The sequence below is a fragment of the Streptomyces sp. DT2A-34 genome (assembly GCF_030499515.1).
Lineage (GTDB): Bacteria > Actinomycetota > Actinomycetes > Streptomycetales > Streptomycetaceae > Streptomyces.
In genome coordinates this window covers 8,982,819-9,006,950 of sequence record NZ_JASTWJ010000001.1, presented here as the reverse complement: position 1 = coordinate 9,006,950, position 24,132 = coordinate 8,982,819, and the positions used below count along the sequence as shown (strand labels likewise).

At 72.1% G+C, this 24,132-nt stretch carries 14 protein-coding genes and 1 pseudogene; 4 read left to right on the top strand and 11 right to left on the bottom strand.

Annotated elements, in window-relative coordinates:
• Positions 1–5 precede the first annotated feature (5 nt).
• Together QQM39_RS40070 and QQM39_RS40065 are read right to left on the bottom strand one after the other, a co-directional pair.
• A complete protein-coding gene (locus QQM39_RS40070; protein ID WP_302002500.1) occupies positions 6–935 on the bottom strand; it encodes a PmoA family protein in 930 nt (309 codons plus the stop codon).
• A complete protein-coding gene (locus QQM39_RS40065; protein WP_302002499.1) occupies positions 932–2,173 on the bottom strand; it encodes a Gfo/Idh/MocA family protein in 1,242 nt (413 codons plus the stop codon). The genes QQM39_RS40070 and QQM39_RS40065 overlap by 4 nt, the downstream gene beginning before the upstream one ends.
• A 281-nt stretch (positions 2,174–2,454) precedes the next feature.
• On the opposite strand from QQM39_RS40065, the gene QQM39_RS40060 reads away from it, so the two are divergent.
• The 3 genes and pseudogenes from QQM39_RS40060 to QQM39_RS40050 form a co-directional block, all read left to right on the top strand.
• Positions 2,455–3,330, top strand: a complete 876-nt coding sequence (locus QQM39_RS40060; RefSeq protein ID WP_302002498.1) for an undecaprenyl-diphosphate phosphatase — start codon at positions 2,455–2,457, stop codon at positions 3,328–3,330.
• A 731-nt stretch (positions 3,331–4,061) separates the two neighbouring features.
• The gene (locus QQM39_RS40055; RefSeq protein ID WP_367669616.1) at positions 4,062–4,331 is read left to right on the top strand and encodes a group II intron maturase-specific domain-containing protein; all 270 of its coding nucleotides are present in this window, start codon (positions 4,062–4,064) and stop codon (positions 4,329–4,331) included.
• A gap of 122 nt (positions 4,332–4,453) precedes the next feature.
• Positions 4,454–4,696: pseudogene (locus QQM39_RS40050) on the top strand (ISAzo13 family transposase); the annotation flags it as partial.
• A gap of 146 nt (positions 4,697–4,842) precedes the next feature.
• Here QQM39_RS40050 and QQM39_RS40045 read toward each other — a convergent pair.
• The 5 genes from QQM39_RS40045 to ccrA form a co-directional block, all read right to left on the bottom strand.
• The gene (locus tag QQM39_RS40045; RefSeq protein ID WP_302002497.1) at positions 4,843–5,652 is read right to left on the bottom strand and encodes an SDR family oxidoreductase; all 810 of its coding nucleotides are present in this window, start codon (positions 5,650–5,652) and stop codon (positions 4,843–4,845) included.
• A 122-nt stretch (positions 5,653–5,774) separates the two neighbouring features.
• Positions 5,775–13,037 carry a type I polyketide synthase gene (locus tag QQM39_RS40040; protein WP_302002496.1) on the bottom strand — a complete coding sequence of 2,421 codons (7,263 nt, stop codon included), beginning with the start codon at positions 13,035–13,037 and terminating at the stop codon, positions 5,775–5,777.
• A 23-nt stretch (positions 13,038–13,060) separates the two neighbouring features.
• A complete protein-coding gene (hutH, locus tag QQM39_RS40035; protein WP_302002495.1) occupies positions 13,061–14,617 on the bottom strand; it encodes a histidine ammonia-lyase in 1,557 nt (518 codons plus the stop codon).
• A 354-nt stretch (positions 14,618–14,971) separates the two neighbouring features.
• Positions 14,972–16,693, bottom strand: coding sequence for a 3-hydroxyacyl-CoA dehydrogenase family protein (locus QQM39_RS40030; RefSeq protein ID WP_302002494.1), 1,722 nt, complete (start codon positions 16,691–16,693; stop codon positions 14,972–14,974).
• Positions 16,694–16,701: 8 nt separating this feature from the next.
• The gene (gene ccrA, locus QQM39_RS40025) at positions 16,702–18,045 is read right to left on the bottom strand and encodes a crotonyl-CoA carboxylase/reductase (protein ID WP_302002493.1); all 1,344 of its coding nucleotides are present in this window, start codon (positions 18,043–18,045) and stop codon (positions 16,702–16,704) included.
• A 365-nt stretch (positions 18,046–18,410) separates the two neighbouring features.
• On the opposite strand from ccrA, the gene QQM39_RS40020 reads away from it, so the two are divergent.
• Positions 18,411–19,667 (top strand): cytochrome P450, encoded by a 1,257-nt coding sequence (locus QQM39_RS40020; protein ID WP_302002492.1) that lies wholly within the window; start codon positions 18,411–18,413, stop codon positions 19,665–19,667.
• A gap of 108 nt (positions 19,668–19,775) precedes the next feature.
• Here the strand turns inward: QQM39_RS40020 and QQM39_RS40015 are convergent, their stop codons facing one another.
• From QQM39_RS40015 to QQM39_RS40000, 4 genes are all read right to left on the bottom strand, one after another.
• On the bottom strand, positions 19,776–21,116 hold the full coding sequence (locus tag QQM39_RS40015) for an MFS transporter (RefSeq protein WP_302002491.1): 1,341 nt from the start codon (positions 21,114–21,116) through the stop codon (positions 19,776–19,778).
• A 243-nt stretch (positions 21,117–21,359) separates the two neighbouring features.
• Entirely contained in the window at positions 21,360–22,376 is a 1,017-nt protein-coding gene (dmpG, locus tag QQM39_RS40010; RefSeq protein ID WP_302002490.1) for a 4-hydroxy-2-oxovalerate aldolase, read from the bottom strand.
• Positions 22,373–23,323, bottom strand: a complete 951-nt coding sequence (locus QQM39_RS40005; RefSeq protein WP_302002489.1) for an acetaldehyde dehydrogenase (acetylating) — start codon at positions 23,321–23,323, stop codon at positions 22,373–22,375. The genes dmpG and QQM39_RS40005 overlap by 4 nt, the downstream gene beginning before the upstream one ends.
• On the bottom strand, positions 23,320–24,132 hold the full coding sequence (locus QQM39_RS40000; protein ID WP_302002488.1) for a 2-keto-4-pentenoate hydratase: 813 nt from the start codon (positions 24,130–24,132) through the stop codon (positions 23,320–23,322). Before QQM39_RS40000 ends, QQM39_RS40005 begins: the two co-directional genes overlap by 4 nt.

The window sequence follows — 24,132 nt, the reverse complement described above, 5'->3', positions numbered from 1 at the left end:
CGCGCTCAGCACCACGGGTGCGTTTCCAGATACTTGGCGATCTCTTCCCGGCCCCAAGCCCCGTCGGCCACGACGACCCGATAGCGGCGCGTGAGGGTGTCACCGGGGGCGAGCTCCAGCTCGTCGTGGAACGCCCAGGACGGGGCCACTCCGGCGAAGGGCTCGTTGCGTACGAACCAGTGGGCCGGGTGGGCGCCGCGCTCGCCGGTGTGGTCGTTCTCCGGGGCGTGCGCGAAGACGACGGTCGCGTGGCCGTCGGTGCCGTCGTGCTCGCCGGAGTAGGCCAGCCAGGGCGCCTGCTCGCCCATCAGGCCGGGACCTTCGGCGTCCGGGGCGATGATCCGGCCGCCCTGGAACGCGCGCGGGCCGCGCCAGAACAGGCCCGTGTAGCCGGCCATTTCCCGCCCGGCGGTGGTGGGGCTGCCGAATCGCAGCGGCTCGTCGCGCCGGTTGGTCACGGCGCTCGTCCAGGTCAGGGCCCACGACCCCGACTCCGGCTCGATGTCGTGCACCTCGACCCGGCGCTGTTCGTCCGCCCACAGCTCACCGCTGCGGGGATGCCAGGTCAGCCGCTCGGCGATGACGACACGGTCACCGTCCGAGGCGACCTCGTCGAACCCGACGTGCGCCATCGACCCGACCCGCTCGGGCAGTTCGAGATACCCCTGCCCATGGACGTAGGTGTTGCCGCCCCACAGGTTGGCCCCCGACAGATGTGAGGCCGTCAGCGACAGACCCTTGTGCCACCGGTGGTCGTTGGGCCGGTAGTCGGTGACCACGTCACCGGCGAGGGTCCGCAGCGGGTGGACGTACGGCTTCGGGGCCTCCCAGGCGGCCTCCGGCCCGTAGACATAGGCGAGCAGTTCGACGCCGGTGAGCGGCTCGGTCACCGTGATGCGGTCGCCGTGCGCATGGACGATACGCAGCCCGGTCACGCGGCGACCTCCGCACCGGAGGCGGCCCGCTCCCCCGCGCCGGGGGCCCAGCCGGGCGCACCGCCGTGCATCGCCGTATAGAAGGGGTCGCCGGGGCCGATCTCCCCCGCCTTCACCGTCGTATCGGTGAACGCGGACTTGTACAGCGCGGCGATCAGCTCCAGGCTCGTACGCCCGTCCGGGCCGCTGCTGCGCGGCCGCTCCCCCGCACGCATGCTCGCGATCAGTTCCCGCAGCTGCTCCAGATGCGAACTGGGCACGTCCGCGCCGAAGTCCTGCCACGCCGCGGCCTCGGTGTCCGGCACGTCCCGGGCCGGGGTGATGACCCAGTTGTCGTTGCGGTGGCCGTACAGGTGGGTGAGTTCGACGGTGGCGCGCTCGCAGTCGATGCGGATGCGGCTGACCTCGTCGGGGCTCAGCACGCTGTTCACGACGGTCGCCATCGCGCCGTTCTCGAACCGCACGAGCGCGGTCGAGACGTCCTCCGTCTCCACGTCGTGCACCAGACGCCCGGCCATGGCCCGCACCTCGCTCCATGGTCCGAGCAGGTCGAGCAGCAGATCCATCTGATGGATCCCGTGTCCCATCGCGGGACCACCGCCCTCGGTCCCCCAGCGGCCCCGCCAGGGCACGGCGTAGTAGGCGGTGTCGCGGTACCAGGTGGTCTGGCAGTGTGCGACGAGCGGCCGGCCCATGGCCTGCTCGGCGAGCAGCCGGCGGACGTGACGGGTGCCCGAGCCGAAGCGGTGCTGGAAGACGATCGAGGCGTACGGGCCGCCGTCCTCGCCCTCCTGCGCCTCGACGGCGTCGAAGTCGGCGAGGCTCGGCACCGGCGGCTTCTCGCACCACACCCAGGCACCGGCGCGCAGCGCGGCGACGGTCTGGTCGCGGTGCAGGGTCGGCGGCGTGCAGATGGTGACCAGGTCTGGCCGCTGTTCCTGGAGCATCCGGTCGAGGTCGGTGAAAGGGTGGGGCGTCCCGGCCGCGGTCGCGGCCACCTCCGCGCAGAAGCCCTCGGCCGACTCCACGGCGATGTCGACAGCGGCGACGATCTCCGTCTCACCCTCCTCCGCGAGCCTGGCGAGCGCGGGCAGATGGGAATCGCGCGCGATCGCGCCGGTGCCGATCACGGCGACCCTGATGCGGCGGTCGGTGAGCGGGGCGAGGTGGGGGTGGGGGTGGGGGTGACGGCGGGGGTGACGGTGGTTCGTCCCGGGAGCGGTCTCGGATGCGGCCATGGGCGGATCGGGCTCCTCCGGGACAACGGGTGACGCCGACGGGCGTCGTAGGGACGGGCGACGGATGCAGCAAGCGCTTTCCGCTCGCTGCAACGTAAGGGGCGGCCCCGCCGCAGGTCAACACCGGTATGCACGGGTTCGGCGAGCGCCCGCCGAGCCCCCTGTGCCGGAGCCGTCGTCGCGGGACGCTACGCTGCCCCTCGACACCCGCGATCACTGCGCCGCCGACGCGGTTGTCCCCGTCGCCTCTTCCACCATCAGCACTTGGACTCCGTAACTTCATGTCTTGGTTTGAATCGCTCATCCTCGGACTCGTCCAGGGGCTGACCGAGTTCCTCCCCGTGTCCTCCAGCGCGCACCTGCGGCTGACCGCGGCGTTCTCGGGCTGGGAGGATCCCGGTGCGGCCTTCACGGCGATCACCCAGATCGGCACGGAGACCGCGGTGCTGATCTACTTCCGCAAGGACATCGGGCGGATCATCTCGGCGTGGACGCGGTCGCTGACCAACAAGGAGATGCGGCAGGACCACGACGCGCAGATGGGCTGGCTGGTGATCGTCGGCTCGATCCCGATCGGCGTGCTCGGCCTGACGCTCAAGGACCAGATCGAGGGGCCGTTCCGCGACCTGCGCATCACGGCGACGATGCTGATCGTGGTCGGCATCATCATCGGCGTCGCCGACCGGCTGGCCGCACGCGACGAGTCCGGCGGCCGGCACCGCGCCGCCAAGCAGCGCAAGGGCCTTGAGGACCTGGGCGTGAAGGACGGCCTGATCTTCGGCCTGTGCCAGTCCGCGGCACTCATCCCCGGAGTCTCCCGCTCCGGCGCGACCATCAGCGGCGGCCTCTTCATGGGCTACACCCGCGAGTCCGCGGCCCGCTACTCCTTCCTCCTCGCGATCCCGGCCGTCCTGGCCTCCGGCCTCTTCGAGCTCAAGGACGCGATGGAGAGCGACCACGTCTCCTGGGGCCCGACGATCTTCGCGACGGTGATCGCCTTCGCGTCCGGCTACGCGGTCATCGCATGGTTCATGAAGTACATCTCGACCAAGAGCTTCATGCCGTTCGTGTACTACCGCGTGATCCTCGGTGTGGTGGTGATTGTGCTGGTGGGAGCCGGTGTGCTCAGCCCGCACGCGGGCGAATCCGGCGGCTGAACCAGGGCCGCGCAGGCAGCGCTATCTAGCATTTCCTAGCGCCTGATTGCAGCACCACGCCATGATCATCTCCCACTTGTCTCCCACTCATCTCCCACCAGGGAGGCGGGATACGCCCCACTAGGGCGTGTGCGTCCGCAAAGTAAGGGATGACGCGGAAGGGCCCGCACGGCAAGCCGTGCGGGCCCTTCCGCACAGAGGGTGGAGCGGGTCAGCTGAGGTTCATGTCCGGCCAAGGCCGCGACCCTCGCCACGCGGAAACGCAGCCGCTCATCCACCGTGTCCCAGGTAGCACCGGTGAGGTCGTCCAGCGCGGCGCCCGTGAGGATAAGCCAGCCGAGGCGCGCTTCCATGTCCTCCCACATGTGCGTCACCTCGACTACCTCACCGTGCGGACCCGTGCCCCGTACACCGTTATGGCAACTTCCCCCATGTCCCCGTTGATCGCGAGGACCTGGAGGAGCCGGATGTCCCCAGCCGCCGGTGATCTCATCCGGCGCGGCCCTGGAGCTGGTACTCCACCACCGCCGCGCCGTGAAGGGCCTCCGCGACCTCGCCCAGCTCCTGACTGATCTTGAGCACGCGCACCGGCTCCGCCGCACGCCGCCCATCCTCGAAAGGCCCCTCCACCAGACCGACTCACGGACGCTCCTCGCCCGCCGTTCGGCCCATGAGATCTGCACCGTCCCGCGCTCCTGCCGCTGGACGAACTGCTCATCCAGATCAACAAGATGCTGTTCGGCTGGTGCATGTACTTCCGCCCCGGGGTGTCCAGCGCGACCTTCCAGTACCTCAGCTCGTACACGTGGAGCCAGGTCATGAAATGGCTGCGCCGCAAACACCACCGGATCAACAGGAAGGACCTCCGCCGCCGCTACTGCGGTGGAGGTTGGTGGCCATCAGGAGAGGAACGGACATTGTTCGATCCCGGCAAAGTGCGCACCACGCGCTACCGATACCGGGGAACGGTCATCCCTTCACCCTGGCCGACCACCGGATGAAGACAACTGTCCATGGTGGAACGGGACTTGTGGAGCGCCCGGTGCCGTGAGAGCGGCACGCCGGGTGCGGGAAGCGGCTCCGGGGAAACGGCTCGATCGAAAGGCGAGACCGCGCCCCGGGCCGACTTCACCACCAGCTCTTCTCGCACATCACCATGAACTGGCGCGGTCGCCCGCTGACCAGCCACGAAGTCATCGTCCAGTCCATCGCCGCGACCACCACCCGCACCGGGCTGCGCGTGAGTGCCGCACTCGACACCGACGCCTGTCCCACCGGAGTCCGTATCGGTGACGCGGAGACGGCGGCACTGCCGCTGCCCAGGCACGCCTTCCATGGCGACTGGAATTACGCCCTGCACCCGCAGCCTCGTCCGGCCGTCCCGGTGGCCCGGGTGCCGCAGGCTCCGGCCCCGCAGTGGGACCAGGCCCTGGGGCGGACCGATCCGGCATGGTGGTGGTCGACAGGGTGCGGTGGGCGGCTGGGGTGGGGAGGCAGCCGCCCACCGCGGCATCAGGCCTGGCCGGTGGCTGCGGCGAGGGCGGGGATGTCGTCCTCGTAGGTCAGGTAGCGGCCGGTGAGTGGGTCGGCGTCGCCTCGTATCAGGCGCAGCAGGTTGGCGATGGCCTCGTCGAGCGGGGCGTAGCGCCCGGCCTTGCGCTGTGCGTCCATCCAGGATTCGAGGCGGCGCTGCCAGGGGTTGTCACTGTCCGGGGTCTCGGGTGCGGCCGCTCCGAGGCCTACGTTCACCATCCCCGGGTGGTAGCTGAACGCGGTGATCCCGTGCGGCAGCAGTTCGATGGCGAGGTTCTCGGTCAGCTTGTTCACCGCCGCCTTGGAGACCGAGTACGCGCTGACGTACGGCCAGCGGGTGTGCCCCGCGTGGCTGGAGATCGTGATGACCCGCCCCTGGCCGCGCTCGATCATGCCGGGCAGCACTGCCCGGCAGGCGGCCAGCGCGCCCTCCAGGTTGACCTCCAGGGCGTGCCGCCACTCGCCCGGGGCGTTCTCCCAGGCCGGCCCGACCGGTCCGGGCACACCGGCGTTGTTGACGAGTACGTCGATCCCGCCGAGCCGCTCGGTGGCCAGCTTGACGGCCGCGGCGAGCTCGGCGTCGTTGGTGACGTCGGCGACGGCCGTGACGACCTCGGGGCCCCGGTCGAGCCCGGCGGCGGCCCCGGGCAGTGAGTCGGCGGTCCGCGTGGTGAGCACCAGGTGCGCGCCCGCCGCGTGCACGGCCTCGGCGATGGCCCGGCCGAGCCCACCGGCCGCCCCGGTCACCAGAACCCGCAGCCCGGCCAGGTTCGTCGTGTCTTGAGACATCACAACCTCCATAGAGAATTTCACGCGGTTCCGCCGAGGCATCGCCGGCATGGCGGCGGGTCGGCGGGTCGGCGGTCGGCGGGTGCGGCCCCGCCCGTGGGGACCGCACCCGCCACCTGTCCTCAGGCGCTCGCCTCCGCCGGGGCGGTCAGGATCCTGTGGAGGTGATCGGCCAGGGCCTGCGGCGCGGGGTGGTCGAACACCAGCCTGGCGGACAGCCGTAGTCCGGTCAGGGCGCTCAGCCGGTTGCGCAGCTCCACCGCGGTCAGCGAGTCCAGGCCGGATTCGTGCAGGCTCCGGTCCGGCGGCACGGCCTCGGCGTCCTGGTGGCCGAGGAGTTCGGCGGCCGCCGCGCGCACCTCGGCCAGCAGCCGTTCGGCCCGCTCGGCCGGGGCCAGGTCACGCAGTCGTACGGCGGGTGCGGAGGTGGCCGGTGCGGTGGGGACGAGACCGCGCAGCAGCGCAGGCGCCCCGCGGGTGCGCAGCTTGGCGATGTCGAACCGGGCGAGGGTGACGGCTGTGTCGTCCTGCCGCAGTGCCTCGTCGAACAGGGCCAGCGCGAACGCGGTGGGCATGGGAACGGTGGAGTCCGGGAGGGTGCCGTCCCGGTCGCGCTCGCGCAGCACGGTGGTCATGCCGGACGCCTCCTCCCACAGTCCCCACGCCTGGGACTGCGCGGGCAGCCCGTCGGCCCTGCGGCGCTCGGCGAACGCGTCCAGGAACCCGTTCGCGGCGGCGTAGTTGCCCTGCCCCGGGCTGCCCAGCACGCCGGCCAGCGAGGAGAACAGCACGAAGGCGGCCAGTTCGGTGCCCTTGGTCAGCTCGTGCAGGTTCAGTGTGCCGTCCAGCTTGGGACGCAGCACCTGCTCCACCTGGTCGGGCGTCATCCCGGTCACCACTCCGTCCGCGAGCACCCCGGCCGCGTGCACGACGGCGACGAGGGGGTGTCCGTCGGGAACCAGGTCGAGGGCGGCGGCGAGGCTGCCGAGGTCGGCGACGTCGCAGGCGGCGACGGCGACCTCGGCGCCCAGCCCGGTCAGCTCCGCGATGAGCGGCTCGGCGCCCTGTGCGCCCCTGCGGCTGGTGAGCAGGAGGCTGCGCACGCCGTACTCGGTCACCAGGTGCCGTGCCACCAGCGAGCCGAGCGTGCCCGTGCCGCCGGTGATCAGCACCGTGCCGCCGCTGAGGTCCGGCCGGGCGCCGCGCCCCGGCGTGACCCGCTCCAGCTCCGGGGCCTGGAGCTGTCCCGCGCTGATCCGCACGTGCGGCCGTCCGGCGGCCACCGCGTCGGCGAGCCGTGCCGAGGAGCGGGGGTCGTCGTCCGTCTCGATCTGGAGGAAGCGTCCGGGGTGTTCGGACTGCGCCGACCTCACCATGCCGCGGGCCGCCGCGTGCGCCAGGTCGTCGCTACGGGTCAGCACGACGAGGGGGACGTCGGCCGGGTGGTCGGCCGCCAGCCAGTGCTGGACGTGGGACAGCGCGTCCAGCGTCGCCTCCCGGACATCACCGGGCGCCGGGGTGCAGAGGACGGCGTCGGCGTCGGCGAGGTCGACCAGGTCGGCGGTGACCCCGAGGTGGTCGGTGCCCAGCAGTGCCCACTTCCGTGCGGGCGCCGCCGTACCGGACAGGTTGTTCCACCGCATCCGGTACGCCGAGTCCGTCGGCAGTGCGCCCGTCAGCTCGCGCAGGGCCACCGTGCGGGTGCCGAGTGTTCCCCGGAACAGCGGTTCGCGCTCGGCGGTGGTGAGGGTCACGGTGAACTCGTCCTGGCCCGCGGGTGCCAGGTGGGCGTAGGCGTGGGTGGCGTGACCGTCGCCGGCCCACACGTCGTGCCATACGAACGGCAGCGCGATGTGGCCGTCCGGGACCGGCTGGGTCAGGGCGAGGGCGTGCAGGGCGGCGTCGCCGAGCACGGGGTGCAGTCCGGCGCCGGCGAACCGGCCGGGTGCCTCCTCGGGCAGCCGCAGCTCGGCGAAGAGTTCCCCGTCGCGCCGCCACAGCCTGCGCAGGGCCCGGAACGCCGGACCGTACTCGTTGCCCCGCTCGGCCAGTGACGCGTAGTCGACGGTGATCTCCTCGGCGTCGGCCGGAGGCAGTGCCCCGGCGGACGGCTCGTCGCGGGTGTCGTGGATCGTGCCCTGTGCGTGCCGTCGCCACGGGCTGCCGGGCTGCCCGGGCCTGCTGAACACCTCGACCGTGCGCCGGGCCGGGTCCGCCACGACCTGGAGTTCCGCCGTGCCCTGCCGGGACAGGGCCAGGGGTGCCTCGATGACCAGTTCGCCGAGTCCGGTGCCGCCGCTGCCGTGCGCGGCGCGCAGCGCGAGGTCCAGCAGCGCGGTGCCGGGCAGGATGCAGGTGCCGTTCACCGCGTGGTCGGCCAGCCACGGCTGGTCGGCCGGCGAGATGCGGCTGGTGGCCATGAGTTCGCCGCTGCGGGCGGATTCGACCAGCGTGCCGAGGAGCGGGTGGCCGGTGCCCGCCGTGGGCGTCGCGGTGGTGGTGAACCAGAACCGCCGCCGCTGGAACGGGGTGGTCGGCAGGGGGATCGGCCGCCCGGTGGCGGTGCCGGTGGTGAGGCGCACGCCCCGTGTGCCGCGCGTGTACAGCTCCGCGGCGGACATCAGGAACCGTGCGGGGCCGCCGTCGTGGCGGCGCAGGGTTCCGGTGACGACCCCGGTCGTGCCGCTCTCCTCCAGTGTCTGTTCGATCCCGGAGGTGAGCACCGGGTGCGAGCTGGACTCCACGAAGACCCGGAAACCCTGCTCGACGAGGTGCTCGACGGCCGGCTGGAACAGCACGGGCTGCCGGAGGTTCCGGAACCAGTACTCGCCGGTCAGCGTGGAGTCGCCGACCCAGTCCAGGTCCACGGTGGAGTACATCGGCACCGAGGGTTGGCCGGTGCGCACCTCTCCGAGGCGGGCCACCATTTCCTCGCGCAGCGGCTCCATCTTCGGGCAGTGCGAGGCGACGTCGACGCGGATGCGGCGGGCGTGCAGGCCGTCCAGCGCGCACTCGGTGAGCAGTCCCCTGATCGCCAGGTCCTCACCGGAGACCACGCTGGAAGACGGACCGTTGAGCGCGGAGACCCAGAGCTGGTCCGGCCAGCGCTCCATCAGCCAGTCCAGCTGTGCGCGGGACGCGGACACCGACGCCATGCCGGCTCCCGGGGCGAGTTCGGCGATGACCTGGCTGCGCACCGCGACGACGCGGGCGGCCTCCTCCAGCGACAGCGCGCCCGCGACGTACGCGGCGGCCACCTCACCGTTGGAGTGGCCGAGCACCACGTCGGGTTCGACGCCGCGGGAGCGCCACAGGGCGGCCAGCGACACCATCACCGAGAACAGCGCGGGGTGGATGAGGTCCACCGCGTCCAGCGGGCCGTCGCCGGTCAGCAGCTCGGTGAGCGACCAGTCCACGTGGGGTTTGAGCGCCCGTTCGCAGGCGTGGACGGATTCGGCGAACACGGGTTCGCTCATCAGTCCGGCGGCCATGCCCACCCACTGCGTGCCCTGTCCGGGGAAGACGAACGCCACCTTGCCGTCCACGCCGGACACTCCGGCGACGACGTTCTGCGCCGGCTTCCCCTCGGCGACGGCCCGCAGCCCGGCGAGCAGTTCGTCGTGGTCGCCACCGACCACGACGGCGCGGTGGGTGGAGTGGCCGCGGGAGGCCGCGAGCGAGTGCGCGAGGTCCGCCGGTGCCGCGTCCTGGGCGACGGGGAGCAGCCGGGCCGCCCAGTCCCGCAGCCGCTCGGGTGTCTTGCCGGACAGCGTCCAGGCGACGGCGGGCGGTTCGGCGGCGGGCGTCGGTGCGGGTTCCTCCGGCGGTGCCTCCAGGATCAGGTGCGCGTTGGTGCCGCTGACCCCGAAGGAGGAGACGGCCGCACGCGGCTGCCGGTTCAGCTCCGGCCACGGCATGCTCTCGGTGAGCAGCCGGACGTCTCCCGACGCCCAGTCGACGTGCGGCGACGGCTCGTCCACGTGCAAGGTCTTCGGCAGGGTGCGGTGCCGCATGGCCTGGACGACCTTGATGACGCCGCCGACCCCGGCGGCGGCCTGGGTGTGCCCGATGTTGGACTTCAGCGAGCCCAGCCAGAGCGGGGTCTCGCGGCCCTGCCCGTAGGTGGCCAGCAGGGCGCCGGCCTCGATCGGGTCGCCGAGCCGGGTGCCGGTGCCGTGGGCCTCGACCGCGTCCACGTCGGACGGGGTCAGACCGGCGTCCTGGAGGGCGAGCCGGATCACCTGCTGCTGTGCCGTACCGCTGGGCGCCGTCAGGCCGTTGGACGCGCCGTCCTGGTTCACCGCGGAGCCCCGGAGCACGGCCAGCACCGGGTGCCCGGCGCGGCGAGCGGCGGACAGCCGTTCCAGTACGACCATCCCGACGCCCTCCGCCCAGCCGGTGCCGTCCGCCGTCGCGGCGAACGCCTTGGCCCGCCCGTCCACGGACAGCGCGCCCTGCCTGCTGTACTCGACGAACGTCTGCGGCGTCGCCATGACGGCCGCCCCGCCGGCCAGCGCGAGTTCGCACTCGCCCCGGCGGATGGACTGCGCCGCGAGGTGGATGGCCACCAGGGACGAGGAGCATGCGGTGTCGACGGTGAGCGCGGGACCGCGCAACCCCAGTACGTAGGAGATCCGCCCGGAGGCGGCGGCGCCGACGGTGCCGGTGCCGATGTAGCCCTCCAGTTCGCGGGGCACCCGGTCGGGATCAGTGATGTAGTCGTGGTAGATCAGCCCCGTGTACACCCCGACCTGCTCGCCGTGCAGGGACGTCGGGTCGATGCCGGCGCGCTCCAGCGCTTCCCAGGAGGTCTCCAGCAGCAGCCGGTGCTGCGGGTCCATCGCCAGCGCCTCGCGCGGCGAGATCCCGAAGAACTCGGGGTCGAAGTCGGCCATCTCCCGGAGGAATCCGCCCCGCCGGGTGCGGGAGGTGCCCCTGCGGTCGGGGTCGGGGTCGAACAGCCGCTCGAGGTCCCAGCCCCGGTCGTCGGGGAACTCGGAGGTGGCGTCGACGCCGTCGGCAACCAGCCGCCATAGCTCGTCGGGGGAGGTGACCCCACCGGGGTAGCGGCAGCCGATGCCCACCAGCACGATGGGGTCGTCGTCGGCGATCGCGGCCTGCGGCTCGGACGAACCGGTGAGTTCGCGTGAACCCGTGAGTTCGCTGGAACCGGTGAGTTCGGCTTGCAGGTACCCGGCGATCGCCCGCACCGAGGGGTGCTCGAAAGCGAGCGTCGTGGGCAGGCGCAGCCCTACGGCGGCAGCGATCCGGTCCCGCAGCCGGACCGCGTCCGCCGAGGTGAGGCCGTACTCGCGCAGGGCCCGGTCCGGCTCGATGCCGTCGATGCCGCCCAGTACCTCGGTGACCTCGCCCGCGACGAGGTCGACGAGCGCCCTGGTGAGGTCGGCGCCGGTGATCCCGGTCAGGTCCGCCCTGGCCGGCAAACGGTCCGATGCGGCGGCGGGCGCCGACCAGCCGGCCGCGACCAGTGTGCTGCCCGGCCGGGTCAGCGCGACGTCCACGGCGTTGCGGACGCGGTGGTCGGTCAGCCCCTCGGCCAGCACCACAGTGGTGGGGGCGGACCCGGCGACGGCGAGCGTCACGGTCATACCGGTGACCGTGACGGTGGCGCCCGGCTCCGGGCCGGACGGCTCGCCGCACCGGGCCCCGTGACCGGCCATGAGGTGACGGGCGATCAGGTCCGCGAGGTCCCCGGCGTCACCTGCCAGGACCACGTCGCGGCCGGCGAGCGGGCCGGCTCCGGCGGGCGCCTCGGTGCCCGGGATCGGGGTCGGTTCACCGCCGGCGCCCATGAGGTGCAGGCCGGGATGGGGGCCGGCGACCGCGAGCAGCCGGCCGGGCAGTTCGGTCAGCGCCTTGCGCGCGATCTTGCCCGTGGCCGTCCTCGGCAGTGCGGCCACGGCCCGGACCTCCACCGGCACCTTGAAGTAGGCGAGGTCCCGGCGGCACCGGGCGAACAGCTCCGCGCAGTCGAGGCCGTCGGGTTCGGGTACCACCAGCGCCACCGGGACCTGGCCGAACTCCTCGTCCGCCGCTGCCGTCACCGCAGCCTCGCGCACCCCGGGCACCCGGGCGAGCACTGCCTCGATCTCGGTGGGGTGGACGTTCTCCCCGCCCCGGATGATCACGTCGTTTCGCCGGCCCGTGATCCAGAGGTGGCCGGCGTCGTCGCGGCGGGCGAGGTCGCCGGTGCGGTACCAGCCGTCGCGGAGCACCTCCGCGGTGGCCTCCGGCAGGTTGTGGTAGCCCAGCATCACGTTCGGGCCGCTGACCCAGATCTCGCCCTCCTCGCCGACGGGCACCTCGACGCCGGTGTCCGGGTCCACCACACGCAGGTCGAGGCCGGGCACCGGCTGACCGCACGAGCCGGGCACCCGCTCGCCGTCCGGCCGGGTGGCGGTCATCGTCCCGCTGGTCTCGGTGCTGCCGTAGCTGTCGCTGAGCCGGACCCCGAAGGCGGCCTCGAACGCCTCGGCGAGCGCGGGCGTGCTCACCGCGCCCGCGATGAAGCACACGCGCAGCGCGGGCAGCGTGAGTCCTTCCGCACCGGCGGCGTGGACCAGGTTGTGGTAGATCGTCGGCACGCCGACCAGGAAGGTGTAGGGCCGGGAGCGCAGTTCGTCGAGCACCTCGGCGGCGGAGAGCCCCGGCATCAGGTGCGCCGTGGCGCCGACCGCGGTCACGCCGACCACGCACAGGTGGTGGCCGAGGGTGTGGAACAGCGGCAGCGGAAACAGCAGCGTGTCCGCCGGGGACAGTTCGACCATCGGGACATAGCAGTTGGCGACGTTCCACAGCGCGGCGCGCTGCGTGGACAGCACGCCCTTGGGGCGGCCCGTCGTGCCCGAGGTGTAGAGCAGGAACGCCGGTTCGTCCACGCCGAGGTCGTCGCGGGCCGGGACGTCCGGCTCGCGGGTGGCCAGATCCTCGTACGACAGCGTGTCCGGGCGGTCACCGACCACGACGAGGTGCCGTGGTCCGGCGGGGAGCACCGCACGCACCTGGTCGACGTGCGCGGCGTCGGTGATCACCGCGTGGGCGTCGCTGTCGGTGAGGATGTGCAGGAGTTCCGCGTCGGAGGAGTGCGGGTTGACCGGCACGCCGACGCCACCGGCGCGGTTGACGGCCAGGTAGCTCTCCACCATCTCCACGCGGTTGCCCAGCAGGATCGCCACCCGCGCGCCCCGGGGCAGGCCGAGGGCGACCAGGTGGCCGCCGAGCCGGGCGGTCCGCCGTTCCAGCTCCGTGTAGGTCACCGCCCGCCGCACGTCGGAGTAGGCGACCTTGGTGCCGCGCAGCGCCGCGTGGGCGCGCAGCAACTCGGACAGCGGGCGGATCAGGTCGGCACTGTCGGTCGCGGACATGTCCGCCCCTTCTCGCGATGCGGTCATGAGAGCGTTCCCGTCACCGACTCGACGGCGTCGACAACCGCGCCCGAGCCGACGAGTTCGAAGGCGCGGTCGACCTCGGGCGCCAGATACCGGTCCGGGCCGGGGCCGCGCACGCCGGAGGACCTCAGCAGCGCCACGACCGCGCCGGTGGCGGCGGCCGGCGTCAGCGGGGCGCGCAGGTCGAGTGCGCGGGCGGCGGTGAGGATCTCGACGGCGACGACGCGGGTGAGGCCGTCGACGGCACGCCGCAGTTTGCGGGCAGCGCCCCAGCCCATGGACACGTGGTCCTCCGCCATCGCGCTCGTCGGTATGGAGTCGACCGACGCGGGTACGGCCAGGCGCTTGAGCTCGGCGACGATCGCGGCCTGGGTGTACTGGGCGATCATGTAGCCGCTGTCGACGCCGGGGTCGTCGGCGAGGAACGCCGGCAGGCCGTGGTTGCGGGCGGTGTCCAGGAACCGGTCGGTGCGGCGTTCGCTGATCGAGGCGACGTCCGCGGTCGCGATGGCCAGGAAGTCGAGCGCGTAGGCGACGGGCGCGCCGTGGAAGTTGCCGTTCGACGCCACCCGTCCGTCGCTGTGCAGCACGGCCGGGTTGTCGACGGCCGCGGCCAGCTCGCGCCCGGCCACCGTGGCGGCGTGTTCGACGGTGTCCCGGGCTGCGCCGTGCACCTGGGGCGAGCAGCGCAGGGAGTAGGCGTCCTGCACGCGGGTGCAGTGCGGCCCGCGATGGGAGGCGACGACACCCGAACCGGCCAGGATCGCGACCAGGTTGGCCGCGGAGGCGGCCTGGCCGGGGTGGGGGCGCAGGGCCTGGATCTCGGGCGCGAACGCCGTGTCGGTCCCGAGCAGCGCCTCGACGGACATGGCGGCGGCGACGTCCAGGGTCTTGAGCAGCCGCCGCAGATCGGTGAGGGCGAGGACGAGCTGGGCCAGCATGCCGTCGGTGCCGTTGATGAGGGCGAGGCCCTCCTTCTCGCACAGCTCGACCGGGCCGAGGCCGGCGGCGGCGAGCGCCTCGGCGGCGGCCATGAGGGTGCCCGACGCGTCGCGCACCTCGCCTTCCCCCATCAGCGCCAGCGCGCAGTGGGCGAGCGGTGCCAGGTCGCCGGAGCAGCCGAGGGAGCCGTACTCGCGGACCACCGGGGTGATCCCGGCCGACAGCATGGCGGCGAGCCGCTCTGCGGTCTCGGCGCGCACGCCGGTGTGTCCGGTCGCGAGCGTCGAGAGCCGCAGCAGCATCATTCCGCGGACGACTTCCCGTTCGACCTCCTGCCCGGAGCCGACGGCGTGGGAGCGGACCAGGGACCGCTGGAGCTGGGCCCGCAGCTCCGGCTGGATGTGCTGGGTCGCCAGCGCGCCGAATCCGGTCGAGATCCCGTACGACGGTTTCGACGCCGAGGCGAGATCCTCCACCACGGCCCGGCCCTTCTCCAGCGCCGAGAAGGCGTCGTCGCCGAGACGGACCGTCGCGCCGTCCCGAGCGACGGCGGCGACGTTGACGAAGGAGAGCGGCCCGGTCCCGACGGTCACGGTCTGGCGCGGCGTGCTCATCAGGCCGTCCCGTCCGCGTCGACACCGACCACGTCGGTCAGGGTGGCGTCCTCGGGCCGGGCCGAACCCCGTACGAGCGGTTTGTTCATCGCGTCTCTTCCTATCCGACTGGTCGGGACGGCAGCGGGCTCGTCCGCACCGCGAGTAAGCACCACGCCTTCGGGCTAACAGAGGAGTCGGCCTGGACCGACACGCTGGACCGACGCACTGGACCGGCCACCGCGGTCTCCGGCGCGGCGCGGGCCGCCGCCGGCCGGTCGCCGCGGGATCACCAGTAGATGACCTTGAAGTTTCAATGTCACCCCCTCGTGCCGCACAGCGGAACGAGGGAAGCAGAACCCGGAGTTGCCCGGATCAGCGCCGGCCCGCGGTGCGGAAGCCCCTTTGGTTCTTGCGGCCCAGTGCGCCGCTGGCGACGAGGGCTTCCAGGAGAGGGGCCGGTTTCTGTTCGGGGTGGGCGAGTTGGTCGTACAGGCGGCGCTGGATGGCCAGCGAGACGTCCAGACCGATCGTGTCGAGGAGGGCGAAGGGGCCCATGGGGTAGCCGTAGCCGTTCTGGATGGCGGTGTCCGTGGCCTCGATGTCGGTGCCGGGGCGTCGCAGCAGGTTGACCGCCGCGCCGAGGTAGGGGAAGAGGAGGCAGTTGACGATGAAGCCGGCCCGGTCGGGGCAGGTGACCGTGGTCTTCCCCAGGCCGGCCGCGAATGCCTGGGCGCCCGCGAACACGTCGTCGGAGGTGTCGTCGGTGCGGACCAGTTCGACGAGTCGCAGCACGGGGGCCGGGTTGAAGAAGTGCAGGCCGACGACGTCGGCGGGCCGGCCGCCGGCCCGCGCGCAGGCGGTCACGGACAGGCTGGACGTGGTGGTCGCCAGGATGGCGTCCGGCTTGGCCACCGCGCCGAGTCGGGAGAAGAGCGGGCGCTTGACTTCGAGGTCCTCCGCCACCGCTTCGATGATCAGATCGCGGTCCGCGGCTGCTTCCAGGTCCGTGGCGGGAGTGAGCAGCGACAGGGCCGCGGCCTTCTGCTGGGCGGTGATCCTGCCGCGGCGGACGGCGCGGGTCAGGGACTCGGAGATCGCCGCGAGGGCGGCCTCTGCCTTTTTCCGGCTGCGCGCCACCAGCACGGTGGGATGCCCCCCGGTCGCCGTGACCTCCGCGATGCCGCGGGCCATGACGCCGGAGCCCAGGACGGCGACCGTACGCACCGTGCGGCGGCCGGCGGTGGAGCGGTCCACGGGCTTGTCTCCCGGGGTACCGCCCTCGTCGTCGTACGGGTAGAAGCCTTCACCCGTCTTGCGTCCCAGGCGGCCGGACTCGACCAGGCGGGTCAGCAGCGGGGCCGGGGTGAAGGAGGCGTCGCCCGTCTGCCGGTGCAGTCTCGTCAGGGTCGCGTGGGCTGTGTCCAGTCCGATGGTGTCCAGCAGTTCCAGCGGCCCGGCCGGCAGACCGCAGCCGAGGCGCATCGCCGTGTCGATGTCGTCGCGGGTGGAGTGGCCGGCGTCGAGGAAGGCCACGGACTGGTTCAGGTAGGCCATCACGAGCGCGGTGGCGTCCGCCGCCGGTCCGGCGCCGATCTCGACCCGGGCCAGGCCCAGCCCGTCGATCAGCGCGTCCACGGCGCTCTCGGTGGCCGGGGAGGTCAGGGCGGTGGGTACCGGCTCCACCGCGCCTCCGGGGCCGGGCGGGACGAGGAAGCGCAGGCCCGCGACCGCCTCCGGGCGGCCGGACGCGATGGCGAGGTGGGGGACGGAGAGGGCGGCGGTCGTCGTGAGGACCGGAGCCTGCGAGACCTCGCCGATACGACGCAGTACGTCCGTCTTGACGGCCAGGTCGTCGGGCACGGCCTCGATCACCAGGCCGGCGTCGGCGAGTTCGGCCACCTCGTGCGTGAGGACGACGGACTCCCCGGCGCCCCCGGTGAGCGCCTTGAGGCGGGTGCCGACCCGGACGAGTGCGTCGGGGTCGGTGTCGACGGCCACGATGCGATGGCCGGCCTGGTATGCCAGGCGCAGGAACGCCTCGCCGACCGTGCCGAGGCCGACGATGCCGGTGCGGGGTCGTGGATCGGTCGTCATGGCGTTCCTCAGACCTTCTGCTCGCGGAAGCGGTTGATGGCGTCGATGTGCTTCGCACGCAGTGCGTGGTCGCGCACACCGAGACCCTCCTGCGGGGCCAGGCAGAGGATGCCGACCTTGCCCTGGTGGAGGTTGGCGTGGACCTCGTACGCGGCCTGCCCGGCCTGCTCCAGCGGGTAGACCTTCGACAGCGTCGGGTGGATCCTGCCCTTGGCGACGAGGCGGTTGGCCTCCCACGCCTCGCGGTAGTTGGCGAAGTGCGAGCCGACGATCCGCTTCAGCGACATCCACAGGTAGCGGTTGTCGAACTCGTGCATGTACCCGGACGTGGACGCACAGGTGACCACGGTGCCGCCCTTCCTCGCCACGTACACCGACGCGCCGAACGTCTCCCGGCCCGGGTGCTCGAAGACGATGTCGACGTCCTCGCCGCCGGTCAGCTCGCGGATGCGCTTGCCGAACCGCTTCCACTCGCGCGGGTCCTGGGTGTTCTCGTCCTTCCAGAACCGGTAGCCCTCGGCGCTGCGGTCGATGACCGCTTCGGCTCCCAAGGAGTGGCAGAGGGCCGCCTTCTGCGGCGACGAGACCACACAGATGGGGTTCGCTCCCCCGGCGAGCGCCAGTTGGGTGGCGTACGAGCCGAGTCCGCCGCTCGCGCCCCAGATCAGCACGTTGTCGCCCTGCTTGAGCTGCGCGCCGTTGCGGGAGACCAGCTGCCGGTAGGCGGTGGAGTTCACCAGCCCCGGGGAGGCGGCCTCCTCCCAGGTCAGGTGCTCCGGCTTGGGCATCAGCTGGTTGGACTTCACGAGCGCCAGCTCGGCGAGGCCGCCGAAGTTGGTCTCGAAGCCCCAGATGCGCTGCTCGGGATCGAGCATCGTGTCGTCGTGGCCGTCGGGGCTCTCCAGCTCGACGGAGAGGCAGTGCGCCACGACCCGGTCGCCCGGGCGCCACCGGTTCACGCCGGGTCCGGTGCGCAGCACGACCCCCGCCAGGTCCGAGCCCAGCACGTGGTACGGCAGGTCGTGGCGTTTGGCCTGCTCGCTGAGGCGTCCGTAGCGCTCCAGGAAGCCGAAGGTCGGCAGGGGTTCGAAGATCGAGGACCACACCGTGTTGTAGTTGATCGCGCTCGCCATCACGGCGATCAGGGCCTCGCCCGGTCCCGGCTCCGGTGTCGGGACCTCCTGCACCCGCAGTGACTTGCGGGGGTCCTTCGCCTTCGAGTCCATGCCCTCGAACATCGAGGTGTCCTCCCGGCGCACCACGTTGCCCCGGTAGTACTCCGGCAGGCGCAGGCCCGTCACATCCCGCGATGTGACGTCTCCGGAGAGGAGAGCACCAATGATCTCGTCCATAGGCCATCCCGTGAGGTGTCGAGTGGATCGAGCCGCGGTCTCCGACGAGGTGCCGGCCGGCTGAGGAACTCACCCGGCTCGGATCGACAGGACGGCAGCCCGCGGCGTCCGCGCCCTGCGTGGGCTGACGGACCGGCTGCCGTACCTGGAGGGAGAACCTGTGACCGGGCTGCCACTAGTAGACGACTTGAAGGAACTCACATGTCATCCCTCCGTGCCACAGAGCGGCACGAAGAGGGGCGGAGCGCGCACGGGCAGGGGCACTCTTCCGCAACTGGCTCTGCCCTGCGGTGGAGTTCACCCCACCTGCCCGTGGTTGGCGATCACCTTCACCCCGAACGAAGACGACTGAGAGGAAGTGCGACATGACCCGTCGGCCCACCGGCGCACCGGTCGAGGACGTCCAGCCGCGGTACAGGCCGTACACGGCCAAGACCAGTGAGCCCTGGGAGGAGCTCGCACACGACCGTGCCCGCTGCCCCGTCGCCCGCAACGCCGAGCTGGACGCGGTGCAGGTCACCACCTACGAGGGCGTCAAGGAGGTGCTGTCCGGGCACCAGACGTGGTCCAGCGCGCTCGGAAACATCTGGCCGCTGAAGGAGCCACTGCCGCCTGAGGAGCAGGTGCTCGGCTGGACCGACCCGCCGCGCCACACCCGGCAGCGGAAGCTGCTGGTCAAGGCGTTGTCGGCGTCCCGCATCCAGAACATGCGCCCTTTCAGTGAACGCTTCACGGACGACCTCATCGACGAGCTCTCCGAGCGGGGATCCTTTGAGATGTACGGCGACTTCGCGGCGCGGATGGCCGCCGGTCACATCTGCGAGCTGCTGGGCATACCGGAGGGTGAACGCGACGCGTACGCACGGGCGGCGCAGCGTATGGAGGAGCTGGTCACCGACACCATGGACGGCCGAGCGGAGGGCGGGTACAACACCGAGCTCAACGAGTGGCTGGACCACCTCGGCGAGATGATCCGAGCGAAGCGGGCGGCCGGGCCGGACAGCGACGACCTGATCACCCAGCTGTCCTTCGCCCAGGTGGACGGCGACTACTTCGACGTCGGCGAGATCGCTCGAGTGATCCAGCTGGTGAACGTGGCGGGGATCGGTACGACGATCGCGTCGATCGGCAACACCGCCTACCTGCTGGACCGGTACCCCGAGCAGAAGGCCCGGTTCCTGTCCGACCCCGAGGGGCTGGCACGCTCCCTGGCAGCGGAGTCGCTGCGGTTCGAGGGACCCATCTCAGGTCTGTGGCGCACCTGCACCAAGCCGACCAGGATCGGGGACCTCGATGTCCAGCCGGGTGAGAAGGCCTTCGCCGTCATCAGCGCCGGGAATCATGATCCGCTGGTCTTCGACCGGCCGGACGAGTTCATCATCGAGCGTGACTGGGCGAACCTGCCGACGGATCTGCCGTTCGGTCAGGGCATCCATTTCTGCGTCGGCATGAACCTGGCCCGGATGGAGATGCAGGTCGCCGCCGAGAAGTTGTACAGGCGGCTGCCCAACCTGCGGGTCAGGCCCGGCTTCGAGCCCGAACTCTTTCCGGGGGCGGTGCTGCGTCGTTTCCAGACACTGGAGATGGTCTTCGATGCCCCGGCCCTGCCGAGGACGACCTGACCTCGGGGCTCCGGCGAGTCCGGGTCACGCCGTACCGGGGCCGCCGCCCTATCACCGATGCCCGGCGCCATCGACGGCGCCGGGCATCGGTGTCTCCTTCTCGGTCGGTCAGGCGGTGAAGTCGTGGTCGCGGGTCTCGGGCAGGGCGAGCACGCAGGCCAGGCTGATCAGGCAGAGGGTGCCCGCGTAGGCGCCCAGGACGAGCGGTGACTGCCAGTTCGAGGTCAGCCACGTCGCGACCAGGGGGGCGAAGCCGCCGCCGAGGGTGTTGGCGAGGATGAAGGTCGCCGAGGCTCCCGTGTAGCGCAGGCGGGCCGGGAACAGTTCGGGCAGGAAGGCCGCCATCGGGCCGAACATCAGGATCAGCAGGAGCAGTCCGACCGTGAAGGCCCCGCCGATGAGGAGCCCGTCGCCGGTGCTCAGGGAGCCGAACATGGGCAGCACCCACAGCACGGACCCGGCGGCCCCGGCGAGGATCACCGGCCGTCGGCCCACCCGGTCGGCCAGCCGGGCGACCGGGATCGTCACGGCCGCGGCGGCAGCGGCGGCCACGCTGGCGGCCGCCAGCATCGTGTTCTGGGAGATGCCGAGCGCCTTCGGGCCGTACGACAGGCTGTAGACGATCACCAGGTAGTAGACGGCCGAGCCGCCCACCGCCGCACCGACGCCGAGCAAGAGCCGCCCCGGGTACTCCCTGACCAGGGCGCCCAGCGGAAAGCGCGGGGCGGACGGGCGGGCCGTGGCCGGCTTGTCGAACACCGGGGACTCCTCGACACGGGTGCGCACCCAGAATCCGACGGCGATGAGCAGCGTGCTGAGGAGGAACGGCACCCGCCAGGCCCAGTCGGCGAAGGCCTCCCGGCCGAAGATCCCCATCGTGGGCAGGATGACGGCGCTGGAGAGCAGGAAGCCCAGCAGCGGGCCTATCTGGGGTACGGACGCGTACACCGCTCTGCGCCCCGGCGGGGCGTGCTCGGCGGCGAGGAGCACGGCGCCGCCCCACTCGCCGCCCATGCTCACGCCCTGGAGGAGCCGGAGCGCGACCAGGAGCACCGGGGCGAGGAAGCCCACCGTGTCGTAGGTCGGCAGCAGCCCGAGGCCGACGGTGGCCACCCCCATGAGGATCAGGGAGAGCACCAGGGCCCGTTTGCGGCCGAGCCGGTCGCCGATCGTCCCGAACAGCACGACGCCGACGGGGCGGGCGAGGAAGGCGGCGGCGAAGGTGAGGAACGCCGCCAGGGTCGACATGGTGGAGTTGCCGGACGGGAAGAAGGCCGGGCCCAGGACGAGCGCCGCGGCCGTGCCGTACACGGCGAAGTCGTAGTACTCGATGGTGGTGCCGATGAGGCTCGCGGCGGCGACGCGGGAGACGTTCTTCCTGGCCTCGGGCGGTGGTTCGGGGGCGGGGACGGTGCCGACGGCTGCTTCGTCGTGGCGGGTCTCGGACATGGAGCGGCTCACCTCCGATCGGCCCGGATCATGACGTGATCCGGACCACAGTGGGGTCTGTGCGGGGGACTGTAAGTGGCCGGAAACCGGTCGGCGCATCGTCGTGCCGCCTCGTGGCACGGAGGCCCGGCACCCGCGATGCGCCGATATGAACGCCTGTAATACGCAAGTTTTTCCGCGTACTTCATCCGCCTCGCAGCGAGCGGGACGGATGAAGGACGGATGAAGTACGCGGACGGTTCGTCAGCCGCTCTCGCCGGCCACCAGGTCGAGCGCGATGTCGACGATCATGTCCTCCTGGCCGCCGACGAGCCCCCGCCGGCCGACCTCGAGGAGCAGCGTGCGGGCGTCGACCCCGTACCGCTCGGCGGCGGCCTCGGCGTGGCGCAGGAACGAGGAGTACGCGCCCGCGTAGCCGAGGGTGAGCGTCTCCCGGTCGACCTGGACGGGGCGGTCCCGTAGCGGCCGTACGAGGTCGTCGGCGGCGTCCTGGAGGGCGAACAGGTCGCAGCCGTGTTTCCAGTCCTGGAGGTTGGCGACCGCGATGAACGCCTCGATGGGGCAGTTGCCCGCGCCGGCGCCCTGGCCCGCGAGGGAGGCATCGACCCGGGTGACGCCCTCCTGGACGGCGATCACGCTGTTGGCGACCGAGAGGGAGAGGTTCTCGTGCGCGTGGATGCCGACCTCGGTGGCGGGGTCCAGGACGTCGCGGTAGGCCCGGACCCGCTCGCGCACGCCGTCCAGGGTGAGTCGGCCGCCGGAGTCGGTGACGTACACGCAGGCGGCGCCGTAGGACTCCATCAGCCGGGCCTGGGCGGCGAGTTCGGCGGCCGGGGCCATGTGGCTCATCATCAGGAAGCCGGAGACGTCCATGCCGAGGTCGCGGGCCTTGGCGATGTGCTGCGCGGAGATGTCGGCCTCGGTGCAGTGGGTGGCGATGCGCACCGAGCGGACGCCGAGGGCGTACGCGCGCTCCAGTTCGGCGATGGTGCCGATGCCGGGCAGGAGAAGGGTGGTGAGGGTGGCGCGGGTGAGGTGTGCGGCGGCGGCCTCGATCCACTCCCAGTCGGTGTGGCTGCCCGGCCCGTAGTTGACGGAGCCTCCGGCCAGGCCGTCGCCGTGGGCGACCTCGATCGCGTCGACCCCGGCGGCGTCGAGGGCGGCGGCGATGCGGCCGACGTCGGCCGGGTCGATGCGGTGCCGGATGGCGTGCATGCCGTCGCGCAGGGTGACGTCCTGGATGTACAGCTTGCGGGTCATGGGCGGGCCTCCGCGAGGGCTGCGTCGCGCCGGGCGATGGACTCGGCGACCTGGAGGGCGGCGGACGTCATGATGTCGAGGTTTCCGGCGTAGGCGGGCAGGTAGTGGGCGGCGCCCTCGACTTCGAGGAACACCGAGACCCGGGTGACGGCGGGGCCGGCGTCCGGCGGCAGCAGGGTGTGCACCGGTTCGGTGGGGTCCACCGGGGTGAACTGCACCTCCTGCTTGAGCCGGTAGCCGGGGACGTAGCGGGCGACGCGCTCCGCCATGGCCGCGATCGACTCGCGGACGGCGTCGTGGTCGGCCTCCCCGATGAGGCAGAACACCGTGTCCCGCATGATGAGCGGCGGCTCCGCCGGGTTGAGGACGATGATCGCCTTGCCGCGGGCCGCGCCGCCGACGGTCTCGATGGCGTGGGAGGTGGTCTCGGTGAACTCGTCGATGTTGGCCCGGGTACCGGGGCCGGCCGACCGGGAGGCGATCGAGGCCACGATCTCCGCGTAGTGGACCGGGGTCACCGCCGAGACGGCCGCCACCATGGGGATGGTGGCCTGGCCTCCGCACGTCACCATGTTGACGTTCGGGGCGTCGAGGTGGGCGTCCCCGTTGACCGGCGGCACGACGAACGGGCCGATCGCGGCAGGGGTCAGGTCGATGAGCCGCTTGCCGTACGGCGCCAGCTTGGCGGCGTTGGCGAGGTGTGCCTTGGCCGAGGTGGCGTCGAAGACGATGTCGATGTCGGCGAAGCCGGGCAGTGCGATGAGGCCGTCGACGCCCTCGTGGGTGGTGGGGACCCCCAGTCGGGCGGCGCGGGCGAGCCCGTCGGAGGCCGGGTCGATGCCGACCATGGCGCCCATCTCCAGGGTGTCCGACAGGCGCAGGATCTTGATCATCAGGTCGGTGCCGATGTTGCCGGACCCGATGACGGCGGCCTTGGTTCTGTTCACACGTCCCTCTTCTCGATCTTCTCGGAGAATGCGGCGGTGACCGCGCCCAACGGTCCGATCTCGGCGTGGATACGGCTGCCGGGCGGTGCCGGGACCATCGGGCCCAGCGCCCCCGACAGGACGACCTGCCCGGCCCGCAACGGGTCGCCGTACGCCTGGGCCGTGCGGGCGAGCCAGGCCAGGGCGTTGAGCGGGTCGCCGAGGCAGGCGGAGCCCGCGCCCTCGGAGACCGGCTCGCCGTCGGCGTACATCCGCATGGTGACCTCGCGCGGCTCGAACGCGTCGAGGGTGAGACGGCGGTCGGCCAGGACGTACAGGCCGCTGGAGGCGTTGTCCGCGATGGTGTCGGTGAGCCGGATGTCCCAGTCGGCGACCCGGCTGTCCACGATCTCGATGGCCGCGACGGCGTACTCCACGGCGGCGCGGATCCGGGCGGCGTCGAGTTCACCGTCGGCCAGGTCCTCCCCCAGCACGAACGCGATCTCGGCCTCGGCTTTCGGCTGGAGCAGCCGCGCGGAGGGGACCTCCGCCTCGGCCGAGACGTCCATGTCGGCGAAGAGGACGCCGAAGTCCGGCTGGTCGACGCCGAGTTGGCGCTGCACGGCGGGCGAGGTGAGGCCGATCTTGCGGCCGACGACGACCGCGCCGGCGGCCAGCCTGCGCCGGGTCAGCTCCTGCTGGACGGCGTAGGCGGCGTCGATGTCCTGTTCGCCCAGCAGGTCGCGGACCGGGGCGACGGGACGGCCCTCGTCCGAAGCGGCGATCAGCCGGGCGGCGGCCTGCGCGACCGCGTTCTGGTCGACTGTCAT